At 64.3% G+C, this 19,947-nt stretch carries 19 protein-coding genes; 13 read left to right on the top strand and 6 right to left on the bottom strand.

Going from position 1 to position 19,947, the window contains the following annotated elements:
- The first annotated feature begins 33 nt into the window (after positions 1-33).
- Positions 34-1,380 (top strand): dihydrolipoyl dehydrogenase family protein, encoded by a 1,347-nt coding sequence (locus ACQY78_RS23385; protein WP_428679388.1) that lies wholly within the window; start codon positions 34-36, stop codon positions 1,378-1,380.
- Positions 1,381-1,554: 174 nt separating this feature from the next.
- On the opposite strand, the gene ACQY78_RS23390 is transcribed toward ACQY78_RS23385, so the two are convergent.
- Positions 1,555-1,971, bottom strand: a complete 417-nt coding sequence (locus ACQY78_RS23390) for a response regulator transcription factor (protein ID WP_428679391.1) — start codon at positions 1,969-1,971, stop codon at positions 1,555-1,557.
- A 362-nt stretch (positions 1,972-2,333) separates the two neighbouring features.
- Between ACQY78_RS23390 and ACQY78_RS23395 the strand changes: the two genes are divergently transcribed.
- From ACQY78_RS23395 to ACQY78_RS23405, 3 genes are all read left to right on the top strand, one after another.
- The gene (locus ACQY78_RS23395) at positions 2,334-4,673 is read left to right on the top strand and encodes a PAS domain-containing sensor histidine kinase (protein WP_428679394.1); all 2,340 of its coding nucleotides are present in this window, start codon (positions 2,334-2,336) and stop codon (positions 4,671-4,673) included.
- 170 nt (positions 4,674-4,843) lie between these two features.
- Complete coding sequence (gene rclC / locus ACQY78_RS23400; RefSeq protein ID WP_428679397.1) at positions 4,844-5,494, top strand: reactive chlorine resistance membrane protein RclC; 651 nt, start codon at positions 4,844-4,846, stop codon at positions 5,492-5,494.
- A gap of 175 nt (positions 5,495-5,669) precedes the next feature.
- The gene (locus ACQY78_RS23405; protein ID WP_428679399.1) at positions 5,670-6,323 is read left to right on the top strand and encodes a response regulator transcription factor; all 654 of its coding nucleotides are present in this window, start codon (positions 5,670-5,672) and stop codon (positions 6,321-6,323) included.
- Between the two features lie 131 nt (positions 6,324-6,454).
- Here ACQY78_RS23405 and ACQY78_RS23410 read toward each other — a convergent pair whose 3' ends face one another.
- Positions 6,455-7,174, bottom strand: a complete 720-nt coding sequence (locus ACQY78_RS23410; protein ID WP_428679402.1) for a hypothetical protein — start codon at positions 7,172-7,174, stop codon at positions 6,455-6,457.
- Between the two features lie 189 nt (positions 7,175-7,363).
- On the opposite strand from ACQY78_RS23410, the gene ACQY78_RS23415 reads away from it, so the two are divergent.
- Positions 7,364-8,083: a cysteine hydrolase gene (locus ACQY78_RS23415; protein ID WP_428679405.1), complete on the top strand. Its 720-nt coding sequence runs from the start codon at positions 7,364-7,366 to the stop codon at positions 8,081-8,083.
- Positions 8,084-8,151: 68 nt separating this feature from the next.
- On the opposite strand, the gene ACQY78_RS23420 is transcribed toward ACQY78_RS23415, so the two are convergent.
- Positions 8,152-8,856, bottom strand: coding sequence for a carbonic anhydrase (locus ACQY78_RS23420; RefSeq protein WP_428679408.1), 705 nt, complete (start codon positions 8,854-8,856; stop codon positions 8,152-8,154).
- A gap of 129 nt (positions 8,857-8,985) precedes the next feature.
- Between ACQY78_RS23420 and ACQY78_RS23425 the strand changes: the two genes are divergently transcribed.
- Genes ACQY78_RS23425 through ACQY78_RS23435 form a run of 3 tightly spaced genes read left to right on the top strand, consistent with a single transcriptional unit; the run spans position 8,986 to position 11,873 of the window.
- Complete coding sequence (locus tag ACQY78_RS23425; protein WP_428679410.1) at positions 8,986-9,762, top strand: SDR family NAD(P)-dependent oxidoreductase; 777 nt, start codon at positions 8,986-8,988, stop codon at positions 9,760-9,762.
- Between the two features lie 28 nt (positions 9,763-9,790).
- Positions 9,791-10,267 (top strand): hypothetical protein, encoded by a 477-nt coding sequence (locus ACQY78_RS23430; protein ID WP_428679413.1) that lies wholly within the window; start codon positions 9,791-9,793, stop codon positions 10,265-10,267.
- A gap of 1 nt (position 10,268) precedes the next feature.
- Entirely contained in the window at positions 10,269-11,873 is a 1,605-nt protein-coding gene (locus ACQY78_RS23435) for a GMC family oxidoreductase (protein WP_428679416.1), read from the top strand.
- A 14-nt stretch (positions 11,874-11,887) separates the two neighbouring features.
- Here the strand turns inward: ACQY78_RS23435 and ACQY78_RS23440 are convergent, their stop codons facing one another.
- Positions 11,888-12,352, bottom strand: a complete 465-nt coding sequence (locus tag ACQY78_RS23440) for an Lrp/AsnC family transcriptional regulator (RefSeq protein WP_428679419.1) — start codon at positions 12,350-12,352, stop codon at positions 11,888-11,890.
- Between the two features lie 162 nt (positions 12,353-12,514).
- On the opposite strand from ACQY78_RS23440, the gene ACQY78_RS23445 reads away from it, so the two are divergent.
- Genes ACQY78_RS23445 through ACQY78_RS23455 form a run of 3 tightly spaced genes read left to right on the top strand, consistent with a single transcriptional unit; the run spans position 12,515 to position 14,858 of the window.
- On the top strand, positions 12,515-13,528 hold the full coding sequence (locus tag ACQY78_RS23445) for a 1-aminocyclopropane-1-carboxylate deaminase (protein ID WP_428679421.1): 1,014 nt from the start codon (positions 12,515-12,517) through the stop codon (positions 13,526-13,528).
- A 6-nt stretch (positions 13,529-13,534) separates the two neighbouring features.
- Positions 13,535-13,840, top strand: a complete 306-nt coding sequence (locus tag ACQY78_RS23450; protein WP_428679424.1) for a hypothetical protein — start codon at positions 13,535-13,537, stop codon at positions 13,838-13,840.
- Positions 13,818-14,858, top strand: a complete 1,041-nt coding sequence (locus ACQY78_RS23455; RefSeq protein WP_428679427.1) for a succinylglutamate desuccinylase/aspartoacylase family protein — start codon at positions 13,818-13,820, stop codon at positions 14,856-14,858. Before ACQY78_RS23450 ends, ACQY78_RS23455 begins: the two co-directional genes overlap by 23 nt.
- Before the next feature lie 7 nt (positions 14,859-14,865).
- Here ACQY78_RS23455 and ACQY78_RS23460 read toward each other — a convergent pair whose 3' ends face one another.
- On the bottom strand, positions 14,866-16,158 hold the full coding sequence (locus ACQY78_RS23460; RefSeq protein WP_428679429.1) for a tetratricopeptide repeat protein: 1,293 nt from the start codon (positions 16,156-16,158) through the stop codon (positions 14,866-14,868).
- A gap of 137 nt (positions 16,159-16,295) precedes the next feature.
- Between ACQY78_RS23460 and ACQY78_RS23465 the strand changes: the two genes are divergently transcribed.
- Positions 16,296-16,946, top strand: coding sequence for a LysE family translocator (locus tag ACQY78_RS23465; RefSeq protein WP_428679432.1), 651 nt, complete (start codon positions 16,296-16,298; stop codon positions 16,944-16,946).
- A 34-nt stretch (positions 16,947-16,980) separates the two neighbouring features.
- On the top strand, positions 16,981-18,144 hold the full coding sequence (locus ACQY78_RS23470; RefSeq protein ID WP_428679434.1) for an MFS transporter: 1,164 nt from the start codon (positions 16,981-16,983) through the stop codon (positions 18,142-18,144).
- A 15-nt stretch (positions 18,145-18,159) separates the two neighbouring features.
- On the opposite strand, the gene ACQY78_RS23475 is transcribed toward ACQY78_RS23470, so the two are convergent.
- Positions 18,160-19,791, bottom strand: a complete 1,632-nt coding sequence (locus ACQY78_RS23475; protein ID WP_428679436.1) for a GMC family oxidoreductase — start codon at positions 19,789-19,791, stop codon at positions 18,160-18,162.
- Between the last annotated feature and the right edge of the window lie 156 nt (positions 19,792-19,947).

Consider the following 19,947-nt stretch of genomic DNA (forward strand, 5'->3'; position numbering starts at 1 on the left):
ATCGACATGGATGCGGAGACCTTCGATCTCATCGTGTTCGGCGGTGGCAAGGCTGGCAAGACGCTGGCCATGGATCAGGCGCGCGCTGGCAAGCGCGTGGCCATGGTCGAGCGCGGTCTGATCGGAGGTTCCTGCATCAATGTCGCCTGCATTCCGAGCAAGGCGCTCATCCGCAGCGCCCAGATGCATGCCCTCGTCCGCCGGGCCGCAGATTACGGAACGCCTGTCGAGGCGGGACTCGACATGCCCGCCGTCGCCGGTCGGACCGCCGGTGTCGTCGCCGAAATGGTTGCCTTCAACCGAAAGGGCTTCGAGGCCTCCGGTCTCGAGCTTGTCCTCGGTTGGGGGCGTTTCGTGGCGCCGCGAGTGATTGAGGTGCAGTCGGGGGACGGGCCCCGTCGTCTGACCGCACCGGCGATCTACCTCAATCTCGGGACGGTCGCGGCTGTTCCGCCGGTGCCCGGCCTGGCGGATGCGGAGCCCTTGACGCACGTAGAGGCCCTTCGGGTCGAGGAGCTCCCTCGCCACCTGTTGATCCTGGGTGGCGGCTATATCGGGCTCGAACTGGGCCAGGCCTATCGCCTGCTCGGTGCCGAGGTGACGATCATCGAGCAGGCGCCGCGCGTCGCGGCGCGCGAGGATGACGATGTCTCCGACGCGCTGCTGAAGGTGCTGGAAGGAGACGGGGTCGCTTTCGCAACCGGTGTCGCGGTTTCGCAGGTTGCCGGTCGATCGGGCAACGCCGTGACGGTGACACTTGCCGACGGTCGCTCGATCGGGGGATCGCATATCCTGGTGGCCGCGGGCCGCAAGCCCATGACGCGCGACATCGGCCTCGAAATCGCTGGCGTCGCTCTGGACGAGCGCGGGTTCGTACGGACCGATCCTTCACTGCGTACCACGGCTGAAGGGATCTGGGCCCTGGGTGAGGTCGCCGGCACACCGATGTTCACCCACGCCTCGCTCGACGACTACCGGATCATCAAGAGCGGTCTTGCTGGTGGCGGCTACGTCTCCACAGCCCGGATCATTCCCTATTGCGTGTTCATCGAACCGGAACTGGCGCGCATCGGCCTGAACGAGAAGGAAGCCCGCGCCCGGCGCCTGTCCTGCCGTGTCTTCAGGATGCCGATGGACGCCGTCCCGCGCGCCCGCACTTCTGGCGAGCGCAAGGGCATGATGAAGGCGCTGGTCGATGATACCGATCGAATCGTCGGCTTCACGATGTTCGGCGCCCACGCGGGCGAAGTGATGACGGCGGTGCAGATGGCAATGCTGGGTGGCCTTCCATACCAGGCTGTGCGTGACGCGATCATCGCGCACCCGACATTGGCTGAAGGGCTCGGTCTGCTCTTCGGAACGGCACCGGGCAATACGTGATCGGGCATACCACAGGCGGATCAGCTGGACCGCGATCCGTCCAGCCCGAGTGGCAGACGACGTTGTCTCGCTGATCCCAGCTACGCGCCGCACTCCCTCATCGTGGATGCGGTCCCGACAGATCCTTGCGGCAAGACGCTATGCCCAGCGGTGCGGTGCCGCCGGATTTGGCGTTCATCCCAGCAAACCAGCCAATTCGGCAATGAGTCCGACAGTGTCGAAAGGTTTGACCAGGAGCCGTCGGACGCCGGCAGCTGCCGCCTGCTGCGCGATTTCGGCTGTCGGGAATGCGGTGATCAGAATAATCGGGATCATCCTCGACTGCATGATGCGGGCGAGCTGCAGGCCGCTGGTGCCGGGCATCTGGACATCGCTGACGACGCAATCAATCCGGGCTGCACTGGCAGATTCCAGAAACGAATCGGCCGTCTCGAACAGCTCCGCCGAGTAACCACAGCTCCTCAGAAGGTCATGCAGTGATGTGCGAACATCCTCGTCGTCGTCGATGATCGCAACAAGAGGCGTTGTGTTCGGGGAACGAAAAGACACCGGCTCTGGATCTCCAATTGACCTGCCAAGCGTGGTGGTCACTCGAGGTTGTCGCAATCGTCCTAAGGTAGGCGCGTCGGTTTCAAAAGGGAGCGTCGGCTCCGCGCCCACACTACGTCGCAGCATCCGCAGGCGATCGCATCCCATACCATGGTATGGCTGGGGGTGAGAGCCGCAGGAAAGGTAGGTAGGTTCGTTGGATATTGGAGCGATCGGACTTCGATGCCTTCGACTGCGTCCCTGCATCTTGGCCGAGGCAATCCACTATGCGCCTCTGAAGGTCCTTGATATCGTCAAACTGCCGGATTCGGCGAACGGAGCAGGACTCGTCGTGCCCCGACTGCGGGTCAATTTAGCATTTCAAGAAGAGCCGTCGCGGCATGAATGAGCGATTGAGAAGTCCCTTGATCTTGACGCTGGCCGCGCTGCTGGCGGTGCTCGTCTTCTGGATCGACTGTACCGCAGAGCGCGAGTTTTCAGTCTCCATCGTCTACTTGGCTGTCCTGGTCATTGTTTCTGCTGTGGGCAAGATAAAGGCGATTACGCGCGCGGCTCAGGCGTGTGTGGTGTTGACGATCGTCGCCTGGATCGTCAGCCATATCGATCAGCCTTCGTCGGCGAGCGCCGTTCGATGCCTGTTCATCTGCTTTGCCATAATCGTCACCGCTGCCTTACTCGTCAGCCGCAAGCGGCTGGAAGGAACCCAGCGGGACCTCGAAAGGAGCAGGTCCGAGGTCGAACTCTTTGCCAATTCCGTTCCATACGTCCTGTGGCGTTCCAATCCGCGGGGTGAGATCGAATACTTGAACGAGAGCTGGACCGCCGTGACGGGACTGGACCGGTGGTCGGTGCTCGCGGGGCAGCGCTACAACGACGTGGTGCATCCGGACGATATTCCCGTACTCAACGACACGGTGTCGACCGCCGTTGCGACCCGCACCATGACCGATCTCAAAGTACGGATACGCCAGGCGGACGGGTCCTACCGGTGGATGCAGATCTACGACAATCCGGCATATTCACCTCTTACCGGCGAAGTGGAGCGCTTCGGCGGTCTTTCGGACGTGCATGATGAGGTTCTCGCGAAGGAGGAGCTGCAACGGGTCCAGAAAGAGTTGGAAGCAAGCAGGGCCGAGTTGATCAACTTCACCGACTCAGTACCGCAGATCCTATGGCGTGCCGATGCAGATGCCAGGATTGATTTCTACAACCGCCGATACACTGAGGTGACCGGGAGGCAGTTTCAGGAGACGATCGAACTTCAGGATTACATCGAAGACTACCATCCGGCGGATCGGGAAGAATTTCGCCGTCTGCAGCACGATGCATTCTCCACGCGTTCCGAACTGCGCGCGAGCTTCCGACTGCGTCATGCGGATGGAAGCTACCGGTGGATGTCGCTCGTGGGGCGGCCGGCCCGTGTCGCGGAGGGCTCCGAAGCGGTGCGCTACTATGGCGGTATCTCGGACATACACGACGAGGTGATTGCGCATCAGAGGGTCCGGGAACTCAACGATACGCTGGAGCAGCGCGTCGCGTTGCGAACTGCAGAGTTGTTGCGTACGGAACGCCGATATGCCGCGCTGTTCGATGTCAGCAATATGACCTTCGCGGAGATGGACTTCAGTGCCGCGGAGAAGATCCTCGACTCTCTGAAGGCGACCGGCGTTGCCGACCTCCGGGCTTATATGGCGGCGCGTCCGGACGAGCTGGCCCACGTCTTGAAGACGGTAAAGACGACGCGGGTCAACGACGCGCTGGCGCGCCTCATGGGGTACGAAAGCGTGTCCGACCTCGTCGCAAACCCGCCAGCGGAGAACGCTGACGACGGTCCGGAAGTGCTCCTGCGACAGCTCGAAATGCATTACTACGGCATCGATCACATCGACGGTCGGACGGTGCTCATCGGGAAGCAGGGCCGGCGAATCCCCGTATATTTCACGGTGATCAGACTGGCTGACGGATTGCATCTGTCGAGCCACGTGGACCTGTCGGAGCAGGAGCGGATCGAGGGGCTGCGCCGGGCCGCACAAGCAGAGCTGGCGCGGGCGAACCGTGTGGCCACAGTCGGGGCCTTCTCTGCGTCCATAGCCCATGAATTGAACCAGCCTATCGCGTCCATACTCATCGATGCCCAGACCGGATTGCGCCATATAGCTCGCGAAAGCCCCGACCTGGAGGCTCTCGGCCGCATCCTGCAGCGTGTCGAGAGGACCGCACAGCGCGTCGCCCGCATCGTACAGCGGACCCGGGAGAACATCGTCAAGGGCCGAGGCGTGGCACAGGCCATCGACCTCCCGCGTCTTGTCTCGGACACGCGCGATCTCCTGGACCACGATCTCGAGCGTGCGGGAGTCGAGCTGGATATCGTCAGTGCGGAATACATCCCGATGATCAAGGGCGATCCAGTCGAGCTCCAGCAAGTGTTCGTGAATCTCGTGAACAACGCGGTCGAAGCGATGCGCGACAGGGCCGGCGTACGATCGATAACGATCGAGATCGTTGCGGAGGAAGCGGGCGTGCTTGTAAGGGTCGCAGACACCGGGCCGGGGATTCCCGAGGAGCATATCGAGAAGCTGTTCGAGCCGTTCTTTACGACCAGGTCGGCTGGTATCGGCATGGGACTGCAGATCTGCCGGTCGGCGGTAGAGGCGATGGGGGGCCAGTTGACGGTAGCGAACCGGCCTGGTGGCGGAGCTTGCTTCTCGTTCGATCTTCCGGCTGCAGTTGAGGTGTCTACATAGGTTGAGCGAGTCGGCTCGCTGCCGGGATTGGTTGCCTTCAGGCCCACACACTAACGTATTGGTCTCTACGTGATACGGTAGAATGGCCTCGCCTTATTCGTTGCAGCATCCTTCCCGTCAGAGAGGGCGATACGCTCTTGTCGCTGACGATGCCATGAAAGAGGTTGGCAATGACGAATTCGGTTATTCACACTGGACTTTCGATTGTGGCGTCACCCCGTTCCGGACGAATCGGGATCAGTGCGATGCAGGTCGCGATCGCGATCATTTTCCTTTGGATCGGTGCCCTGAAGTTCGTGCCATACGAAGCAGACAGCATTACCCCTTTCGTCGCCAACAGTCCGGTGATGTCGTTCTTCTACAAGGATCCAGAGAACTACAAAGCGCATATGACGCACGAAGGCGAGCTGAAGCCCACCGAGCGCGCCTGGCAGACGGCGAACAACACTTACGGCTTCTCAAAGGGGCTGGGCACGCTGGAGCTTTTGATCGGCGGCCTTGTCCTCGCAGGACTGGCTTCCCCGCGGCTGGGCTTCGCCGGCGCCGTGCTCGCCTTTGCGACGCCGTTCGTCACTCTGTCCTTCCTGCTGACAACGCCTGAGGCGTGGGTACCGGCCGTTGGCGACGCCCATCACGGCTTCCCCTATCTTTCGGGTGCGGGACGATTGGTATTGAAAGACGTTGCGCTTCTCGCAGGCGCCTGGTTGCTCATGGTGAGCAACGCCCGGGTGCTGTTGCAGGAGAGTGAAGAGGCGAGGGGTCTTCAATTGGCTCAGGCAGCCACGGTCGGTACCCACCGCTTGTCCCGAGTCACCAATTGAGACGTCTGGAGCCGCCGGTTGGAGAGACAATGGGCCTGCGCAGGCGCGCCATGGGCTCAGCATGGCGCTGTGTCTGCACCATACCGAAGTATGGGGGGCGGGTTCTGGTCGGAGTGATCTCTTGGCGATAGATTGCGAGGTGCCGACGATCGTGCGGCCCTGAGGGAGCCCATATATGAATGCAGCAATAGGGGCGGAAAGGCGTGAACTGGCCGCGAGGAACTCCGCCGCCCCGCTGGTACTCATCGTGGATGACGATCCCGATATGCGATCGAGTCTTCAGGACATGTTCCTGGCGGTGCGGATCGACGCCATCGCCTTCGAGACGACGGCCGCTCTCCTTTCGCACGGCTTCCCGGACAGACCCTGCTGTCTTGTTCTCGATCTGAGGTTACCCGGATCTAGCGGTTTGGATCTGCAAGCATATCTTACCTCGCACAATGTCCAGATTCCGATCGTCTTCATCACCGGACATGCGGACGTGCCGACTTCGGTGAGGGCAATGAAGGCAGGGGCTGTGGATTTTCTGCCCAAGCCTTTTGCCGAGCAGGAGTTGCTCGATGCCGTGAACCAATCGCTGCGGGCGGACGGCCTGCGGCGTGTCGAGGTCAGCATCAAAGGTGAATTGCAGCGACTGGCAGAGCAGCTAACTCCACGCGAGATCGAAGTATTGCGAGGCGTGGCTCGAGGCCTACTCAACAAGCAGATCGCTTACGAGATGGGGATCACCGAGATCACCGTTAAGATGCATCGATCGAGCGCGGGCCGAAAGCTCAAGTCGGTTTCCGTAGCCGATATGATCAACAAGATCGAGCTGCTCGATCTATAGGATGCTTGCCGGCGCAATGACTGATGTTGCTTCGTACGGCGTGATCGCCCATTCCGTAGCGTGCGGGGCGTATCACGTGGTGTCGTCGCTCCTGCGCCAGAGCGTAGATGGCTCGTACGGCCTTTCCGGGTTCAGGTGAGTACGATGCTGTCGAGATCGATCGAGACGACGAGGGGCTCAGCCAGCGCCTGACCATCGGGCTGACGCGGGAAAATGCGGCGCCTTGTCGGGAACTTGAGCCCTTGAAACTCGGCGTAGTCGGATACGTAGTGGGCGCCAGGGGTGTTGCCCGCGATCTCGACGTCATAGTCGTGACGCCTCAGCAAGCCGTCGCGACCGCAGTAAAGAGTCTGGACGGTGCTGTGCGTGGCGATGGACGGCGGGAACTCGACACGCAGCCGGCGCCAGGTCTCCCCTTTCTCTTCCCAAGAGTCGACTTCGCGCGATTGCACGCCCTCTTCGGCAAGAAGGAAGGGCATCGTGAGGTAAGTCCACATGGCGACCCCTGCGAAGTAGGCGAGTTGGAGATCGCTCCAGGGAGTCTCGAGTTTGTGTCCCGCGAACGAGTCCCGCGGGTTGGCGAGCGACTCAAGGAGCTCTCCCTCTGTCGTCCGAAGCTCGACGAGATCGGGGGTGAACGAGGACTTCCGCGAGGCACTTCCGAAAGGCGCATGAGAAACTGCCTCGCGCCAAAAGTCGATCGTGACGCTGGTGTCGTCGAGAACGCCGGCCTTGCCCTTCAGACCCCATAGAGCGCCTCCCTGGACGAGGTGAGCGCTGACGGTATTGAACGACTTCCAGCGCTCGAGCCCGCCATGCGCGTTGATGATGTCCGAAGTGAGTTTGTCCATGATGCCCTCCGTTCGATCGAACCTACGGACGGCGGAGGAATCTGGGAATGACTACCAAGGTATGACCGATCCTGGCGGAAGGTATCACCAAACCTTGGTATGGTATGGAGCCTGCTTTGGTGCGATGGCACGGCCGAAGCTTCCGGGACAATGTCGAACCGCACTGTCCTTTGAGAGATTGGAAGCCAGATGATCGAGACTCCGCGCAACCCCGCTTATGCCGACCCGCCCAATCCCGCCCTTCCGGCATCGACCTTCAAATTCGACCGGCGACGAGCCGCGCTCGTGGTGACCGATCCACAGATCGATTTCCTCGGTGAAACGGGAGCCGCCTTCGCCGTGTTCAAGGAAAGCATCGAGGAGCAACGCACCGTCCCCAATCTTCGCCGCCTGTTCGAGGCGGCTAAGCAGGCGGAGGTGCCGGTGATCATTTCCCCGCATTACTATTACCCGCACGATCACCATTGGGAGTTCGCGGCGCCCGGCGAGATCCTGATGCACAAGCTCGGCATGTTCCAGCGCCGGTCTCCGCTCTCGGCAGAGGGTTTCGAAGGATCAGGGGCGGACTGGCTGCCGGCGTTCAAGGATCTGATCGACGACGGTAAGACGATCGTCTGCTCGCCGCACAAGATTGCGGGTCCCCAGACAAACGATACGCTGTTTCAGGTGCGCAAGACCGGCGCCACCCAGGTCATACTGGCCGGGATGGCGGCGAACTTCTGCGTCGAGTCTCACTTGCGGGACTTTGTCGAGCATGGTCTGGAAGTGGCCGTCATCCGCGACGCAACCGCCGGCAGCAAGATTCCTGAAGGAGATGCCTATGCGGCGGCTCTTCTGAATTTTCGCTGGTTCGCGAACGCCCTGTGGTCGACCGACGAGGCGGTTCGCCATTTGGCCGGCTCGCCCTGACCGGGAGCGTGCCATCGATGCAGGGTCCTTTCCTGCATCGATGTCACCACCCGGCTCGGCGTGGGTCGTCAGACCATCATCACCTTGCCGGTGGGCAGGTCGTAGTAGGCACCCACGACCTTGAGCTTACCGGCCGCGACCATGTCGCCCAGGATCGGCTTCTCGGTCTGCAGGCGGCGAACGTTGGCCTGGACGTTGGCGATCATGGCGCGCTGCTGGAGATCGGCGCCCGGCGTCTTGAGGACCGGCTCGATGCCGGGCTTCATGGCGCGCACGAGATCCGCGATGTGGCCGGGCAGGTTGTTGCCCTTCTGCAGGGCGTCGACCGTGGCGTTCACCGCGCCGCAGCTCGTATGGCCCAGCACCATGATCACCTTCGTGCCCAGCACGGCGGCGCCGTATTCGAGGCTGCCCAGCCCGTCTGGCGTGACGAAGTTGCCGGCGACGCGGACGACGAAGAGCTCACCCGGCGCCTGGTCGAACGCCAACTCGGGCGCCACGCGCGAATCTGCGCAGCCGAGAATCGCGGCGAAGGGCGCCTGGCCCTGTGTGCGGGCGACACGGCCGGCGGAGAAGTCACGCTCCGACATCTGGCCGGAGGCGTAACGCGCATTGCCTTCCATCAGGCGGGCCAGCGCCGCATCGGGCGTCTCGACCGAACGGGTCGGTTGCGCCTGGGCGGAATTCGACGCCAAGGCGCCGAGCGCGGCCGTGGCCGCGAGACTGCCGATTCCCGAAAACAGACCGCGACGTGACGGACAGAAATTGCACATTGGGCTTCCTCCAAGATTGGGTGCCCACCATACGTTCCACGTCTCGAGGAGCAACCGGCGTCGATGCATAGCTTGGCGGGCGCTTGAGAAATGTTCCGACACTGCCATGCTGGTGGCACTGGAGCCTTCATGTCGCCCAACGTGCTCGACCGCTTTCGTCTGACGAACCGCACTGCCCTGGTGACCGGCGCGCGCCGCGAAATCGGCCGGGCCATCGCGCTTGCCTTGAGCAGTGCTGGCGCGCGGCTCGCGATCCATCACGCCGACACCGAGGAGGAGGAGGCGGATGCCGCCTCCGTCGTGCGCGAGATCGAGCTGGCGGGAGGCACCGCACGCGCTTTCGCCCAGGACTTCTCTCTCGCGGACGCGGGACACCGGCTGTCGGAGTCTGTTTCGGCCTGGTCGCCGGTCGACATCCTGGTGCTGAATGCCTCGATCGAGATTCCGGAATCCTACGATGCGATCACGCGCGAGCGGTTCGACCGGCAGATCGCCGTCAACCTGCGCAGCCCGCTGGAGCTGCTGCAGGAACTCGTGCCGCCCATGGGGCGGCGTGGCTGGGGACGTGTCGTGACGATCGGCAGCGTGCAGCAGGTCAGGCCGCATCCCCAGATGATGGTCTATGCCGGGACGAAGGCCGCTCAATTGAACTGGGTCTGGAATCTCGCCCGTCAGTTCGGCGGGCAGGGCGTCACGGTGAACAACCTGGCGCCCGGCGCGATCATGACGGCGCGCAATCGCCAGCAGATGGCGGTCGAGGGCGAGGCGCTGGTGCAGCGCATCCCGACCGGCCGGTTCGGCCAGCCCGACGATCTCGCGGGCGCGGCGTTGCTCCTGTGTTCGGACGCGGGCGCCTACATCAACGGCGTCAATCTTTACGTCGATGGGGGCCGCGCGATCGCCTAGGATCGCTGCGTACGTCACCAGGGTTCACATGGCCGCCGCTCCCCAAACGCCCCTTTCCGCCGCCGAAACCAACGCACTCAAGACAATTGCCGGAACGATGATTCCCGAAGAGGCCACCCTCGGCATGCCGGGCGCGGACGATCCGGCCATCCTCGACGACATCGTTCGATCGATCGGACGCGACCTTCCGCTGGTGCGCGAGGCTCTGGCTGCCATCATGGTCAAGGCCGGCGATGGCTTCGCCGGTCTGGAGCGCAGCGGCCGGGAGGCTCTCATCAACGACTGGTACGCGAGCGGCGGGGCGCCGGCGGCGGCGCTCGGGCGGGTGATCCTCAGCGCCTATTATCGCGACGATCGGGTCCTCGTGGCGCTTGGACACGAAGCCCGCTCGCCCTTCCCGAAGGGCTACGTGCTGGAGCCGGGCGACTGGTCGCTGCTCGACGCGGTCCGCGACCGGCCGCCCTTCTGGCGCGACGATCGCATCGTTCCTGACGGAGAGCGCTGACATGGCCGCCCACGAGAAGGTCGATGTCCTCATCATCGGGTCCGGCGCATCGGGCGCGGCAGTGGCCTGGAGTCTCGCCGAAACGAAAATGCGCATCCTGTGCCTGGAGCAGGGCGACTGGATGAAGTCGACCGAGTTCCCCAGCAACGGCCGCGACTGGGAGGCTCGGCGCTATACCGATTTCGAGATCAGCCCCAACCGTCGCGGGCGCGACACCGACTATCCGGTCAACGACGACAATTCGCTGATGAAGATCGCCAACTTCAACGGCGTCGGCGGCGGCACCCTGATCTACACCGCCCACTGGCCGCGCATGCATCCCTCGGACTTCAAGGTGAAGTCGCTCGATGGCGTGGCCGACGACTGGCCCGTCGACTATTGGGCGCTCGAGAAGTTCTACGAAGAGAACGACCGGATGATGGGCGTCTCGGGCCTCGCCGGCGATCCCGGCGTGCCGCCGCGCCATCCGCCCATGCCGCCGATCGCGCTCGGCAAGACCGGCACCCGCTACGGCCAGGCGATGAACCGGCTCGGCTGGCACTGGTGGCCGTCGGACACCACCATCGCCACGACCGACTATGACGGCCGGGCGAAGTGCATCAATCTCGGCCACTGCACGCCGGGCTGCGCGCAGGGCGCCAAGGCCAGCACCGACATCACCTACTGGCCGCTGGCGCTACGCGCCGGCGTCGAGCTGCGCACCCGCTGCCGGGTGCGCGAGATCACCACCGACGAAAACGGCATGGCGGCCGGCGCGATCTACTACGATGCCGATGGCGTGGAGCAGTTCCAGCCGGCCGAGGTCGTGATCCTGGCCTGCAACGGGGTCGGCACGCCGCGCCTGCTGCTGAACTCGGCCTCGGCGAAGTTCCCGAACGGCCTCGCCAATTCGTCCGGGCTGGTCGGCCGGAACCTGATGCTGCACCCCTGGCCGATCGTGAGTGGCTATGTCGAGGAAACGATGGATGGCGGGCGCGGTCCCATCAACTGCATCTGGAGCAAGCAGTTCTACGAGACCGATCCGTCGCGCGACTTCGTGCGCGGCTACACGCTGCAATTCGGCCGTGGCACCGGGCCGGCCACACAGGCCGTGATGGGCGCCGCCTCCGGCCTGCTGCCCTGGGGTCGCGATCATCATCGCCGCTACGCCAAGATGCTCGATCACCGGCTGAGCATCGGTGTCGCCTGCGAGGATCTGCCCGAGGAGCACAACCGGGTCACTCTCGATCCGGTGCTGAAGGACAGCCACGGCATCCCGGCACCGAAAATCGACTATACGATCAGCGAGAACACGCGCCGCATGATGGAGCACGGCATCGCCCGCGCCGAGGAGATCCTCACCGAGGCCGGCGCCACCGATCTCTACGCCTCGCGCACCGCGCTCAACTATCCGGGCCACCTTCTCGGCACGGCGCGCATGGGCACCGATCCCGAGCGCTCGGTCGTGAACGAGTGGGGCCGCACGCACGACGTGAAGAACCTGTTCATCGTCGACGGCAGCATCTGGGTGACCTCGGGCGGCGTGAACCCGACCTCGACCATCCAGGCGCTCGCGCTCTATATCGCCGACCAGATGAAGCAGCGGCTGGCGACGCTGTTCGACTGAGTGACGCTACACTGTCAGAAATCAAGAGGTGCGTTGTCGATGACCTCTTTCATGACGAAGAACGTTCTCGTCTGCCGAACGCCGGGCAGGGCGATCAGCTTCTCGCCATGCATGCGGTTGAAGCCCTCGATATCCTTCACCCGGATCTTCAGGAAATAGTCGAAGTCCCCTGCCACAAGATGGCAGTCGAGGACGAACTTCAGCTTGGCGATGGCCTTCTCGAATTCGCCGAAGCTTTGAGGAGTCGAGCGGTCGAGCACGACGCCGACGATGACCAGGGCGCCCCTCTCGACCTTCCTGGGTGCCACCGTCGCCCGGACGCCGTCGATATAGCCTTTCTCGAAAAGGCGCTGCGTCCGGCGATGGCACGTGGCGGGGCTGACGGCGACCAGCTTCGCCAGCTCGGCATTGGAGAGTCGGCCGTTACTTTGCAGCAGGCGCAACATTCGGAGATCGATTCGGTCAAGTTGTTCTGACATGGAAGGATCTTCCGTAAAGGTCCGCTTACGCGGAAATATTAAACTGAATATTTATCAGTGATCTGTCGATCAGCCAAATGTGGCTCAGCATTCGAGAGCACCTTCTAATCCGGTTTCGCTACGATCCGACCAGATTGAAGCGTCTCAGCGGAAGGAACTTCCATGCTGTCCAAGTTCGAGCGGTATCCCCTCACATTCGGGCCAACCCATATCGAGAAACTCGAACGGCTTTCGGAGCATCTCGGCGGCAAGGTCGAGCTCTATGCCAAGCGGGAGGATTGCAATTCGGGTCTCGCCTTCGGCGGCAACAAGCTGCGCAAGCTCGAGTACATCATTCCCGACGCGATCGCGTCGAACGCCGACACGCTGGTTTCCATCGGGGGCGTGCAATCCAACCACACCCGCATGATCGCCGCGGTCGCCGCAAAGATCGGATTCAAGTGCCGTCTGGTTCAGGAGAGCTGGGTGCCGCACGAGGATGCGGTCTACGATCGCGTCGGCAACATCATGCTCAGCCGCATCATGGGCGCCGACGTGCAGATGGTCGACGAAGGTTTCGATATCGGTATCCGACGGAGCTGGGAAGAGGCCATCGAGGACGTCAAGGCCAAGGGCGGCAAACCCTATGCGATCCCCGCCGGGGCTTCGGTCCACAAATATGGCGGCCTGGGCTATGTCGGCTTTGCCGAAGAGGTCCGGGAGCAGGAGAAGGAACTGGGCTTCGCCTTCGACTACATCGTGGTCTGCACCGTCACCGGCTCGACGCATGCGGGGATGTTGGTGGGCTTCGCCAAGGACGGACGCGAGCGCAAGGTCGTTGGGATCGATGCGTCCTTTACGCCGGCGCAGACCAAAGCGCAGGTTCTCGAGATCGCGCGCAACACCGCCCGGCTGGTCGAGCTGGGCAGGGACATCGTCGAGGACGACGTCGTGCTCGTCGAAGACTATGCCTATCCCGTCTATGGCGTGCCGTCCGAAGAAACCAAGGAAGCCATTCGCCTATGCGCGCGCCTCGAAGGGATGATCACGGATCCCGTCTACGAGGGCAAGTCGATGCAAGGCATGATCGACCTTGTCCAGAAAGGCTATTTCCCCGCGGGCTCGAAGGTTCTCTATGCGCACCTGGGCGGCGCCCCGGCTCTCAACGGATACGGCTATGCGTTCAGGAATGGATAGCATCCCGTGGGCGCGTTGATCCTCTGTACGTTCCCCGCAGACCGGGCCGATATCCGGACGTGGATCCTCGACCGCGTCGTCGTGTTGGCCACCCGGAACGAAGCCGGCATCAAGTTCGTGGGAACGGAACAGGGCGAGCGAACCGGATCGGCCCTGAGCACCGTCGGCGTTCAGGTTGCGAGTGTGACGCGCGCCAGGTCGATCTTCTCCGAATGGCGATCGGAGGAGAGTTACATCCGCTCGGCCGACGTCAGACTGCTGCTGATGGAGGTGGTTGGTGGGAGCGAACATGCCGGCGCCCTGTTCCCCTGAAGAGTCCAGCAAGCGAGCCGCCCGGAGCCGGCTTTCGGCGGACATCGATCTCTATGCCGAGGGCAAGGCGGCGGGCTTCGTCCGCGTGCCACACTCGGTGCACCGCTCGGCGTACGGTTGGATTCCGGTGCCGATCGTGCGCATCCGCAACGGCGAAGGTCCGAATGTCCTGCTGGTGGCGGGCAATCACGGCGACGAGTGGGAAGGGCAGATCGGACTGGGAAACCTGATCCGGAACATCGAACCTGAGGATATCCGAGGGCGCCTGATCATCCTGCCCTCCGCCAATTTTCCGGCCGCACTGGAGGGCCGACGCACGTCTCCGATCGACCAGGGCAATCTCAATCGCGCTTTTCCCGGGGACGCCAACGGCACCATCACGCAACAGATCGCCTATTGGATCGAACATGCGCTGCTGCCAGGCTGTGACTATGCCGTCGACTTCCACTCGGGCGGCAGTTCCCTGATCTACATTCCAAGTGCCCTGGTCGCGCACCATCCGGAGCCCGCAATACTGGAGAAGACCATTGGCCTGGCAAAGGCCTTCGGTGCACCCGTGACCTTCATCTCAAGGGCGCCTGGGGGCGAGCGTGCGTTCACGTCTGCCGCGTCCCGGCAGGGCGTCGTTGCGTTGACGACCGAGCTGGGCGGTGGAGGGTTCGTTACACCGGAGTCGCTCTCCATTGCAGAGCAGGGCATGCGCCGCGTGCTGGCACACGTCGGACTGCTGCGGGGGCCCGTACCTCCGCCTGGCCCCACGCGGCTGACGGAAACCGTGGGCGATGACTACTACGTCCATGCCACCGAAAGCGGCCTGTTCGAGCCGCTCGTCGAGTTGGGCGAGGAAGTGAGCGCGCGTCAGCCGGCAGGTCGAATCCATTTCCACCACACGCCCTGGCGCGAACCGGAAGTCGTCGCTTTCCAGCGATCGGGGCTTGTGATCTGCAAGCGAGTGCCGGCGCACTGCGAGCGCGGCGACTGTCTGTTCCAGTTGGCGACGACCACAAGCGCGTACTAGCCGAACTTTAAAAACCCGCCACCGGGACGCTGGCCGGGCCCGGGCGCCGGGCCGCGGTCAGATGCTTGGCCTCTGCCTCGCGCCCGGCGGCCAGGTAAGCCCGGAGCAGCGTCGCTTCCACCAGGTCGCCCTGCGCGCGGCTGCCGCCGATCCGTTCGCGCTCGGGCAGCATCGGCTCGATGAGCTCGATGGTCGCCGCATAATCTCCGCGCTGGTAGGCCGCGAAGGCACGGGCCACGGCGGGGATCACGGATCCGGAAGGATAGCGGCCGGCGCGCGCCAGCTCCTCGATCGCCTGGACCCAGTCCTCGAGCGCGGCATCGTCGCCGGTGGCGGCAAGAGTGAGCCCGACATGCCAGTCCGCGAGCGACATGCCGGGGCGCGGCAGCTTCTCGCGTGCATAGTCCTTGAGCTTCGCCCAGCGGGCGGGATCGCGCGGATGGCCGGCCAGTTCGGAGCGCCAGAGGAAGGACGCTGAATCGGAGAGCTTCTGGTGAACGGCGCCGCGATGGTCGTCGGCGCAGAAGGCGTCGCCGTAGAGGCGGAGCCCGCCTTCGAGATTGCCGGCATGCAGTTCGAACAGGCCGAGGTGCCAGTTGAGATGGCCGAACAGCCCTCCGCCACGATCGTAGATCGGCAGCCAGTCGCGCAGGAAGGCAATGCCGGTGTCGCGTTCCCCGGTCTCGTAACAAAGATGGGCGAAGGCATGCGCCCCATAGCCATTGCGCCGATACCGGGCGAGCGAACGCTCGATCATCGGGCGCGCCTCGTCGTGCCGGCCGATCTCCGACAGTGCCATCCCGCGATGCCCCTCGAACCACCAATCCTCGCCGTAGTGCGGGGCGAGCCCGTCGAGGAAGTCGGCGAGGTCCTGCTCGCGGCCCGAGAGGCCGGACATGCCGATCAATCCGCCCTGGTTGGCGGCGAGGCTGAGCACCAGCGCGTCGCGCGGCCAGGTCTGCACGTGGGCGCGCAGCGTCGCCAGCGCGGCGACCGGCTGGCCGGCGAAGAGCGACCGAAAGACCTCAATCTGGCTCCGCTCGCGCGCCGACACGCCCTCGGCGAGCGACGAGGCCGTGGCGAGGTCCGCGCGCATCGCCTCCAACTTGCCCGCGAGCTGGGAAGCCCGCGCCCGGCCGATATAGGCCAGCGCCAAGGCGGGATCGGCGGCGATGGCTCTATCGAAGGCGGCAGCCGCACCGGGAAAGACCGTCAGCAGCAGGTCGACGCCCTCGACATAGGCATCGCGCGCGGTGACGTTCGCGGTCGAGAGGAGAAGGCCGTAGCGGTCTGTCAGCATGTCGTCACCAGAGCCAATTGTTGTCGATCGTCACCGTGCGTCGACCGTGACGCGCTTTCAAGCTTCCGGAAGAGCGGAAGCCATCGCATTGTGAATTTGTTATCGGGCCATGGCCCTGTTGCTCAAGGACGTATGCAATGGACTTCGTGCCCAATCTGGTCGGTCTTGCCACCATGCACCTTCTGATGGCCATGCTGCCGGGGCCGAACACCGTCGTCGTGGGGTGGTACGCCGCAACGCGCTCGCGGAGCGATGGTCTCAAGGCCGTCGCAGGTGTGGTCGTGGCCTCGCTGCTGTGGGTCGTGCTCGCCATCGGAGGAGTCGGGGCGCTGCTCCTCGAGGCGGGATGGCTGTATCGCGCGCTGCGCTTCGTCGGCGCGGCCTACCTGATCTATGTCGGCGTCCGCTTGTTGCGGGCCGGGTTCGGCCCGAAAGGGAACGCACGGGGAGCGCCCCCGCAGCTGGCGGGGCGCAGCCCCTTCATGGCCGGCGTCATGACCACGCTTAGCAATCCGAAGTCGGCGGTGTTCTGGACCAGCGCCTTCCTCGTGGCGCTGCCGCCGCATGCACCGGGCTGGGTCTATCCCACGATCGTGGCAATCGTCGGTGTCCAGTCCGCGATCTGGTACGGCACGCTGGCGCTGTTCTTCTCGACGGGCGCCGCCCAGAAGCTCTACCAGCGCATTGCGCGTTATCTCGACCTGCTGGCCGGTGGGGTAATGATCGCTCTGGGGCTCAAGCTGGTGGACGAACTGCGGCGCGAGGTCTTCATCAAGGCCGCTTCCTGACTTTCGGTGCGATCTACCGACTTGTGAATGTCCGATGCGACGTCATCTCCGTGTCCTTGTCGTCCTCGCCCTGACCCAGATTGCCGGCTGGGGCGTGATCGGCATCCTGCCGGTGATTGCGCCCAGGGTGGCGGGGGAGTTCGGACTCTCCCTGTCGTCCGTGTTCCTCGGTACCTCGGCGATGTTCGTTGCGATGGGACTCGCCGCTCCCTGGGCGGGGCGAGCCTTTCGCCGCTTCGGATCGCGGGAGGTCATGACCGTGGGCGCCGCCGGGATCGGTCTCGGCCTGTGCCTGCTGGCGCTGTCTCCGAACCTCGCCGTCTTCCTGATGGGCTGGGGGACGGTCGGATTGGCCGGCGCGCTGTTCCTGACGACGGCCGCTTATGCCTACATCGCGTCCTATGCCGGTGAACAAGCGCGCAGCCTGATCGGCACGCTGATGCTGGTGACGGGCCTCGCCGGCAGCGTCTTCTGGCCCGTGACCGCCTTCCTGGAAGATCAGGTGGGCTGGCGCGGCGTCGGCTTTGCCTATGCTGCGATCATGGTTCTCGTAGCCTGCCCACTGGTCTGGTTCGGCTTGCCCGCGCTTGAAGATGCGACCGACACGGCACCCGCCGCGGGACGACTGCGCAAGGGCCGGGTCTTCGTCCTGATGGTGGCCGCCATCGCCCTGAACAGCTTCGTCACCTTCGGCATCGACGCGGTGGGAATTCAGCTCCTGAAGGCGATGGGCATGGACCTCGCCGGCGCCGTCGCCATCGCCTCGCTGCTGGGCGTCTTCAAGGTCGGCGGGCGGGTGATCGACCTGCTGGGCGGGCGGCGATGGAACGGCCTGTCCACCGGGCTCGTCGCCGGGGCGATGATCCCGATGGGGTTGGCGGTGATCTGGATCGGCGGCGCGGGAGTCATCTCCGTGGCCGGCTATCTCGCGCTGTTCGGACTGGGGAGCGGCGCCTTCGCCGTGGCGCGGGCGACGATGCCGCTCGTCTTCTTCCAGAAGGCCGACTATGCGGCGGCGATGTCGACCATCGCCTTGCCCATGAACCTGATCAACGCTCTGGCGCCACCCGTTCTCGCCGGACTCATGTCCGGCATCGGTGCGCAGGCGACATTCGCAGTCCTCGGCGGACTGAGCGTGACCGCTCTCGCTCTCCTGCTGCTGTTGAACCGTATGAGGGGCAACGCCCGCAGCGCCTGATCGCGCGTCTGTTGATCAGGCAGCCCGCGCCAGCTCGGCCGCGGCCAGCACCATCGCTGCGCACTTCTCGCCGATCATGATCGTGGGGGCGTTGGTGTTGCCGCTGGTGAGGGTCGGCATGATCGAGGCGTCGGCGACCCGCAGCCCGGCGATGCCGTGGACTCGCAGTTCGGAATCGACCACGGCGCGCGGATCGTTGCCCATCTTGCAGGTGCCGACCGGGTGATAGGTCGTCTCGGCATTGTTGCGCACCCATTCGAGCAGTTCGGCATCGGTCTGCAGATGGGCGCCGGGGGCGATCTCCTGGCCGGTGACTTCCTTGAGCGGCGAGGTGGCCATCAGCTCGCGGCCCTTGCGCAGCACGTTCACGATGCCGGTGCGATCGTGGTCGGTGGACAGGAAGTTGAAGCGGATCGCCGGCGGTTCGGCGGGATCGGCCGACTTGATGTGGACCGACCCGGTGCTTTCGGAGCGCAGCACGTTCACGTTCATGGTGATGCCCTTCTGCGCCGAGACGCGCCGCTCCTTGCCGACCATCTCGTAGAGGAAGGGCGCGATCGAGATGGTGGCGTCGGGCGAATCGAGCCCGACGCGCGTGCGGAAGTAGAGCCGGATCGGCACCGACGTGGAGGCGAGGAAGCCCTCGCGGAGCACCGCGTACTTCAGCGCCTCGCGGGCCAGCCGCCAGCCGCGCGCATTGTCGTTGAAGGTGAGGTTCTTGCCCGTGATCTCGAACTTCATGCGCGGCGAGTAGTGGTCGCGCAAATTCTCGCCGACGCCTGGCAACTCGTGCACCGGCGTGATGCCGAGCGCGCGCAGCCGCTCGCCCTGGCCGATGCCGGAGAGTTCGAGCAGCTTCGGCGAATTGATCGAGCCGCCCGAGACGATGACCTCGCGCGTGGCGCGGGCTTCGTGCTTCACGCCATCGATGGAATAGCGCACGCCGACGCAGCGCCGGCCTTCGAGGATCAGGGACTCGGCGATGGCGCCCTGGTCGATCTGCAGGTTGGCGCGGCTGCGGGCGGGGTCGAGGTAGCAGAAGGCGGTGCTCTGGCGTCGGCCCTTGGTGATGGTCACCTGGGACATGCCGATGCCTTCCTGCGAGGCGCCGTTCTGGTCGGGATTGTAGGGCAGGCCCATCTTCTCGGCCGCCTCGATCATCTTCTCGAGCAGCGGCACCTTGTTGCGCGGCGTGTGAGTGACGGGGAGGATGCCGTCGCGGCCGCGGAACTCGTCGGAGCCGCCCTCGAACCGCTCCATGCGCTTGAAGATCGGCAGCACGTCCTGGAAGCTCCAGCCGCGATTGCCGAGCTGGGCCCAGTGATCGTAATCCTGCGCCTGGCCGCGGATATAGACCATGCCGTTGATCGAGCTGGAGCCGCCCAGCATGCGGCCGCGCGGCACGGCGATGCGGCGTCCGCCCGAGCCTTCGTCGGGCTCCGACGAGTAGCACCAGTTGACCGCCGGATCGTCGATCATCTTGGCGACGCCGACCGGCACCTTCGACCAGAAGAAGTTGGAGCCCTGGGTGCCCGCTTCGAGCAGCAGGACGCGATGCTGGCCGCTCTCGGTCAGCCGGCTCGCGACGACCGCGCCCGCGGACCCGGCACCGACGACGATGTAGTCATAGGTCGAGTCTCTCTGCATTTCGTTTCTCCCTTGGGCGCAAGGGGAGCAGTCCGCATGGGGGCTGACAAGGCTCGATGCACGCAAAAGGGCCCGTTGGTTTCGCCAATGGGAATGCCGCGCGGGATCCCGCCCTGCGACGTGGGCTTCGGCATCATTGTTGCTGGCGTCGCGGTG

It is taken from the genome of Reyranella sp. (assembly GCF_965279625.1).
GTDB lineage: Bacteria > Pseudomonadota > Alphaproteobacteria > Reyranellales > Reyranellaceae > Reyranella.

Coding starts and splice junctions, on each gene's coding strand:
- ACQY78_RS23465 (WP_428679432.1), top strand. CDS start 16,296: ATGGACTTCGTGCCCAATCTGGTCGGTCTTGCCACCATGCACCTTCTG.
- ACQY78_RS23470 (WP_428679434.1), top strand. CDS start 16,981: ATGCGACGTCATCTCCGTGTCCTTGTCGTCCTCGCCCTGACCCAGATT.
- ACQY78_RS23435 (WP_428679416.1), top strand. CDS start 10,269: ATGGCCGCCCACGAGAAGGTCGATGTCCTCATCATCGGGTCCGGCGCA.
- ACQY78_RS23410 (WP_428679402.1), bottom strand. CDS start 7,174: ATGGACAAACTCACTTCGGACATCATCAACGCGCATGGCGGGCTCGAG.
- ACQY78_RS23415 (WP_428679405.1), top strand. CDS start 7,364: ATGATCGAGACTCCGCGCAACCCCGCTTATGCCGACCCGCCCAATCCC.
- ACQY78_RS23405 (WP_428679399.1), top strand. CDS start 5,670: ATGAATGCAGCAATAGGGGCGGAAAGGCGTGAACTGGCCGCGAGGAAC.
- ACQY78_RS23455 (WP_428679427.1), top strand. CDS start 13,818: ATGCCGGCGCCCTGTTCCCCTGAAGAGTCCAGCAAGCGAGCCGCCCGG.
- rclC (WP_428679397.1), top strand. CDS start 4,844: ATGACGAATTCGGTTATTCACACTGGACTTTCGATTGTGGCGTCACCC.
- ACQY78_RS23475 (WP_428679436.1), bottom strand. CDS start 19,791: ATGCAGAGAGACTCGACCTATGACTACATCGTCGTCGGTGCCGGGTCC.
- ACQY78_RS23420 (WP_428679408.1), bottom strand. CDS start 8,856: ATGTGCAATTTCTGTCCGTCACGTCGCGGTCTGTTTTCGGGAATCGGC.
- ACQY78_RS23440 (WP_428679419.1), bottom strand. CDS start 12,352: ATGTCAGAACAACTTGACCGAATCGATCTCCGAATGTTGCGCCTGCTG.
- ACQY78_RS23430 (WP_428679413.1), top strand. CDS start 9,791: ATGGCCGCCGCTCCCCAAACGCCCCTTTCCGCCGCCGAAACCAACGCA.
- ACQY78_RS23445 (WP_428679421.1), top strand. CDS start 12,515: ATGCTGTCCAAGTTCGAGCGGTATCCCCTCACATTCGGGCCAACCCAT.
- ACQY78_RS23460 (WP_428679429.1), bottom strand. CDS start 16,158: ATGCTGACAGACCGCTACGGCCTTCTCCTCTCGACCGCGAACGTCACC.
- ACQY78_RS23425 (WP_428679410.1), top strand. CDS start 8,986: ATGTCGCCCAACGTGCTCGACCGCTTTCGTCTGACGAACCGCACTGCC.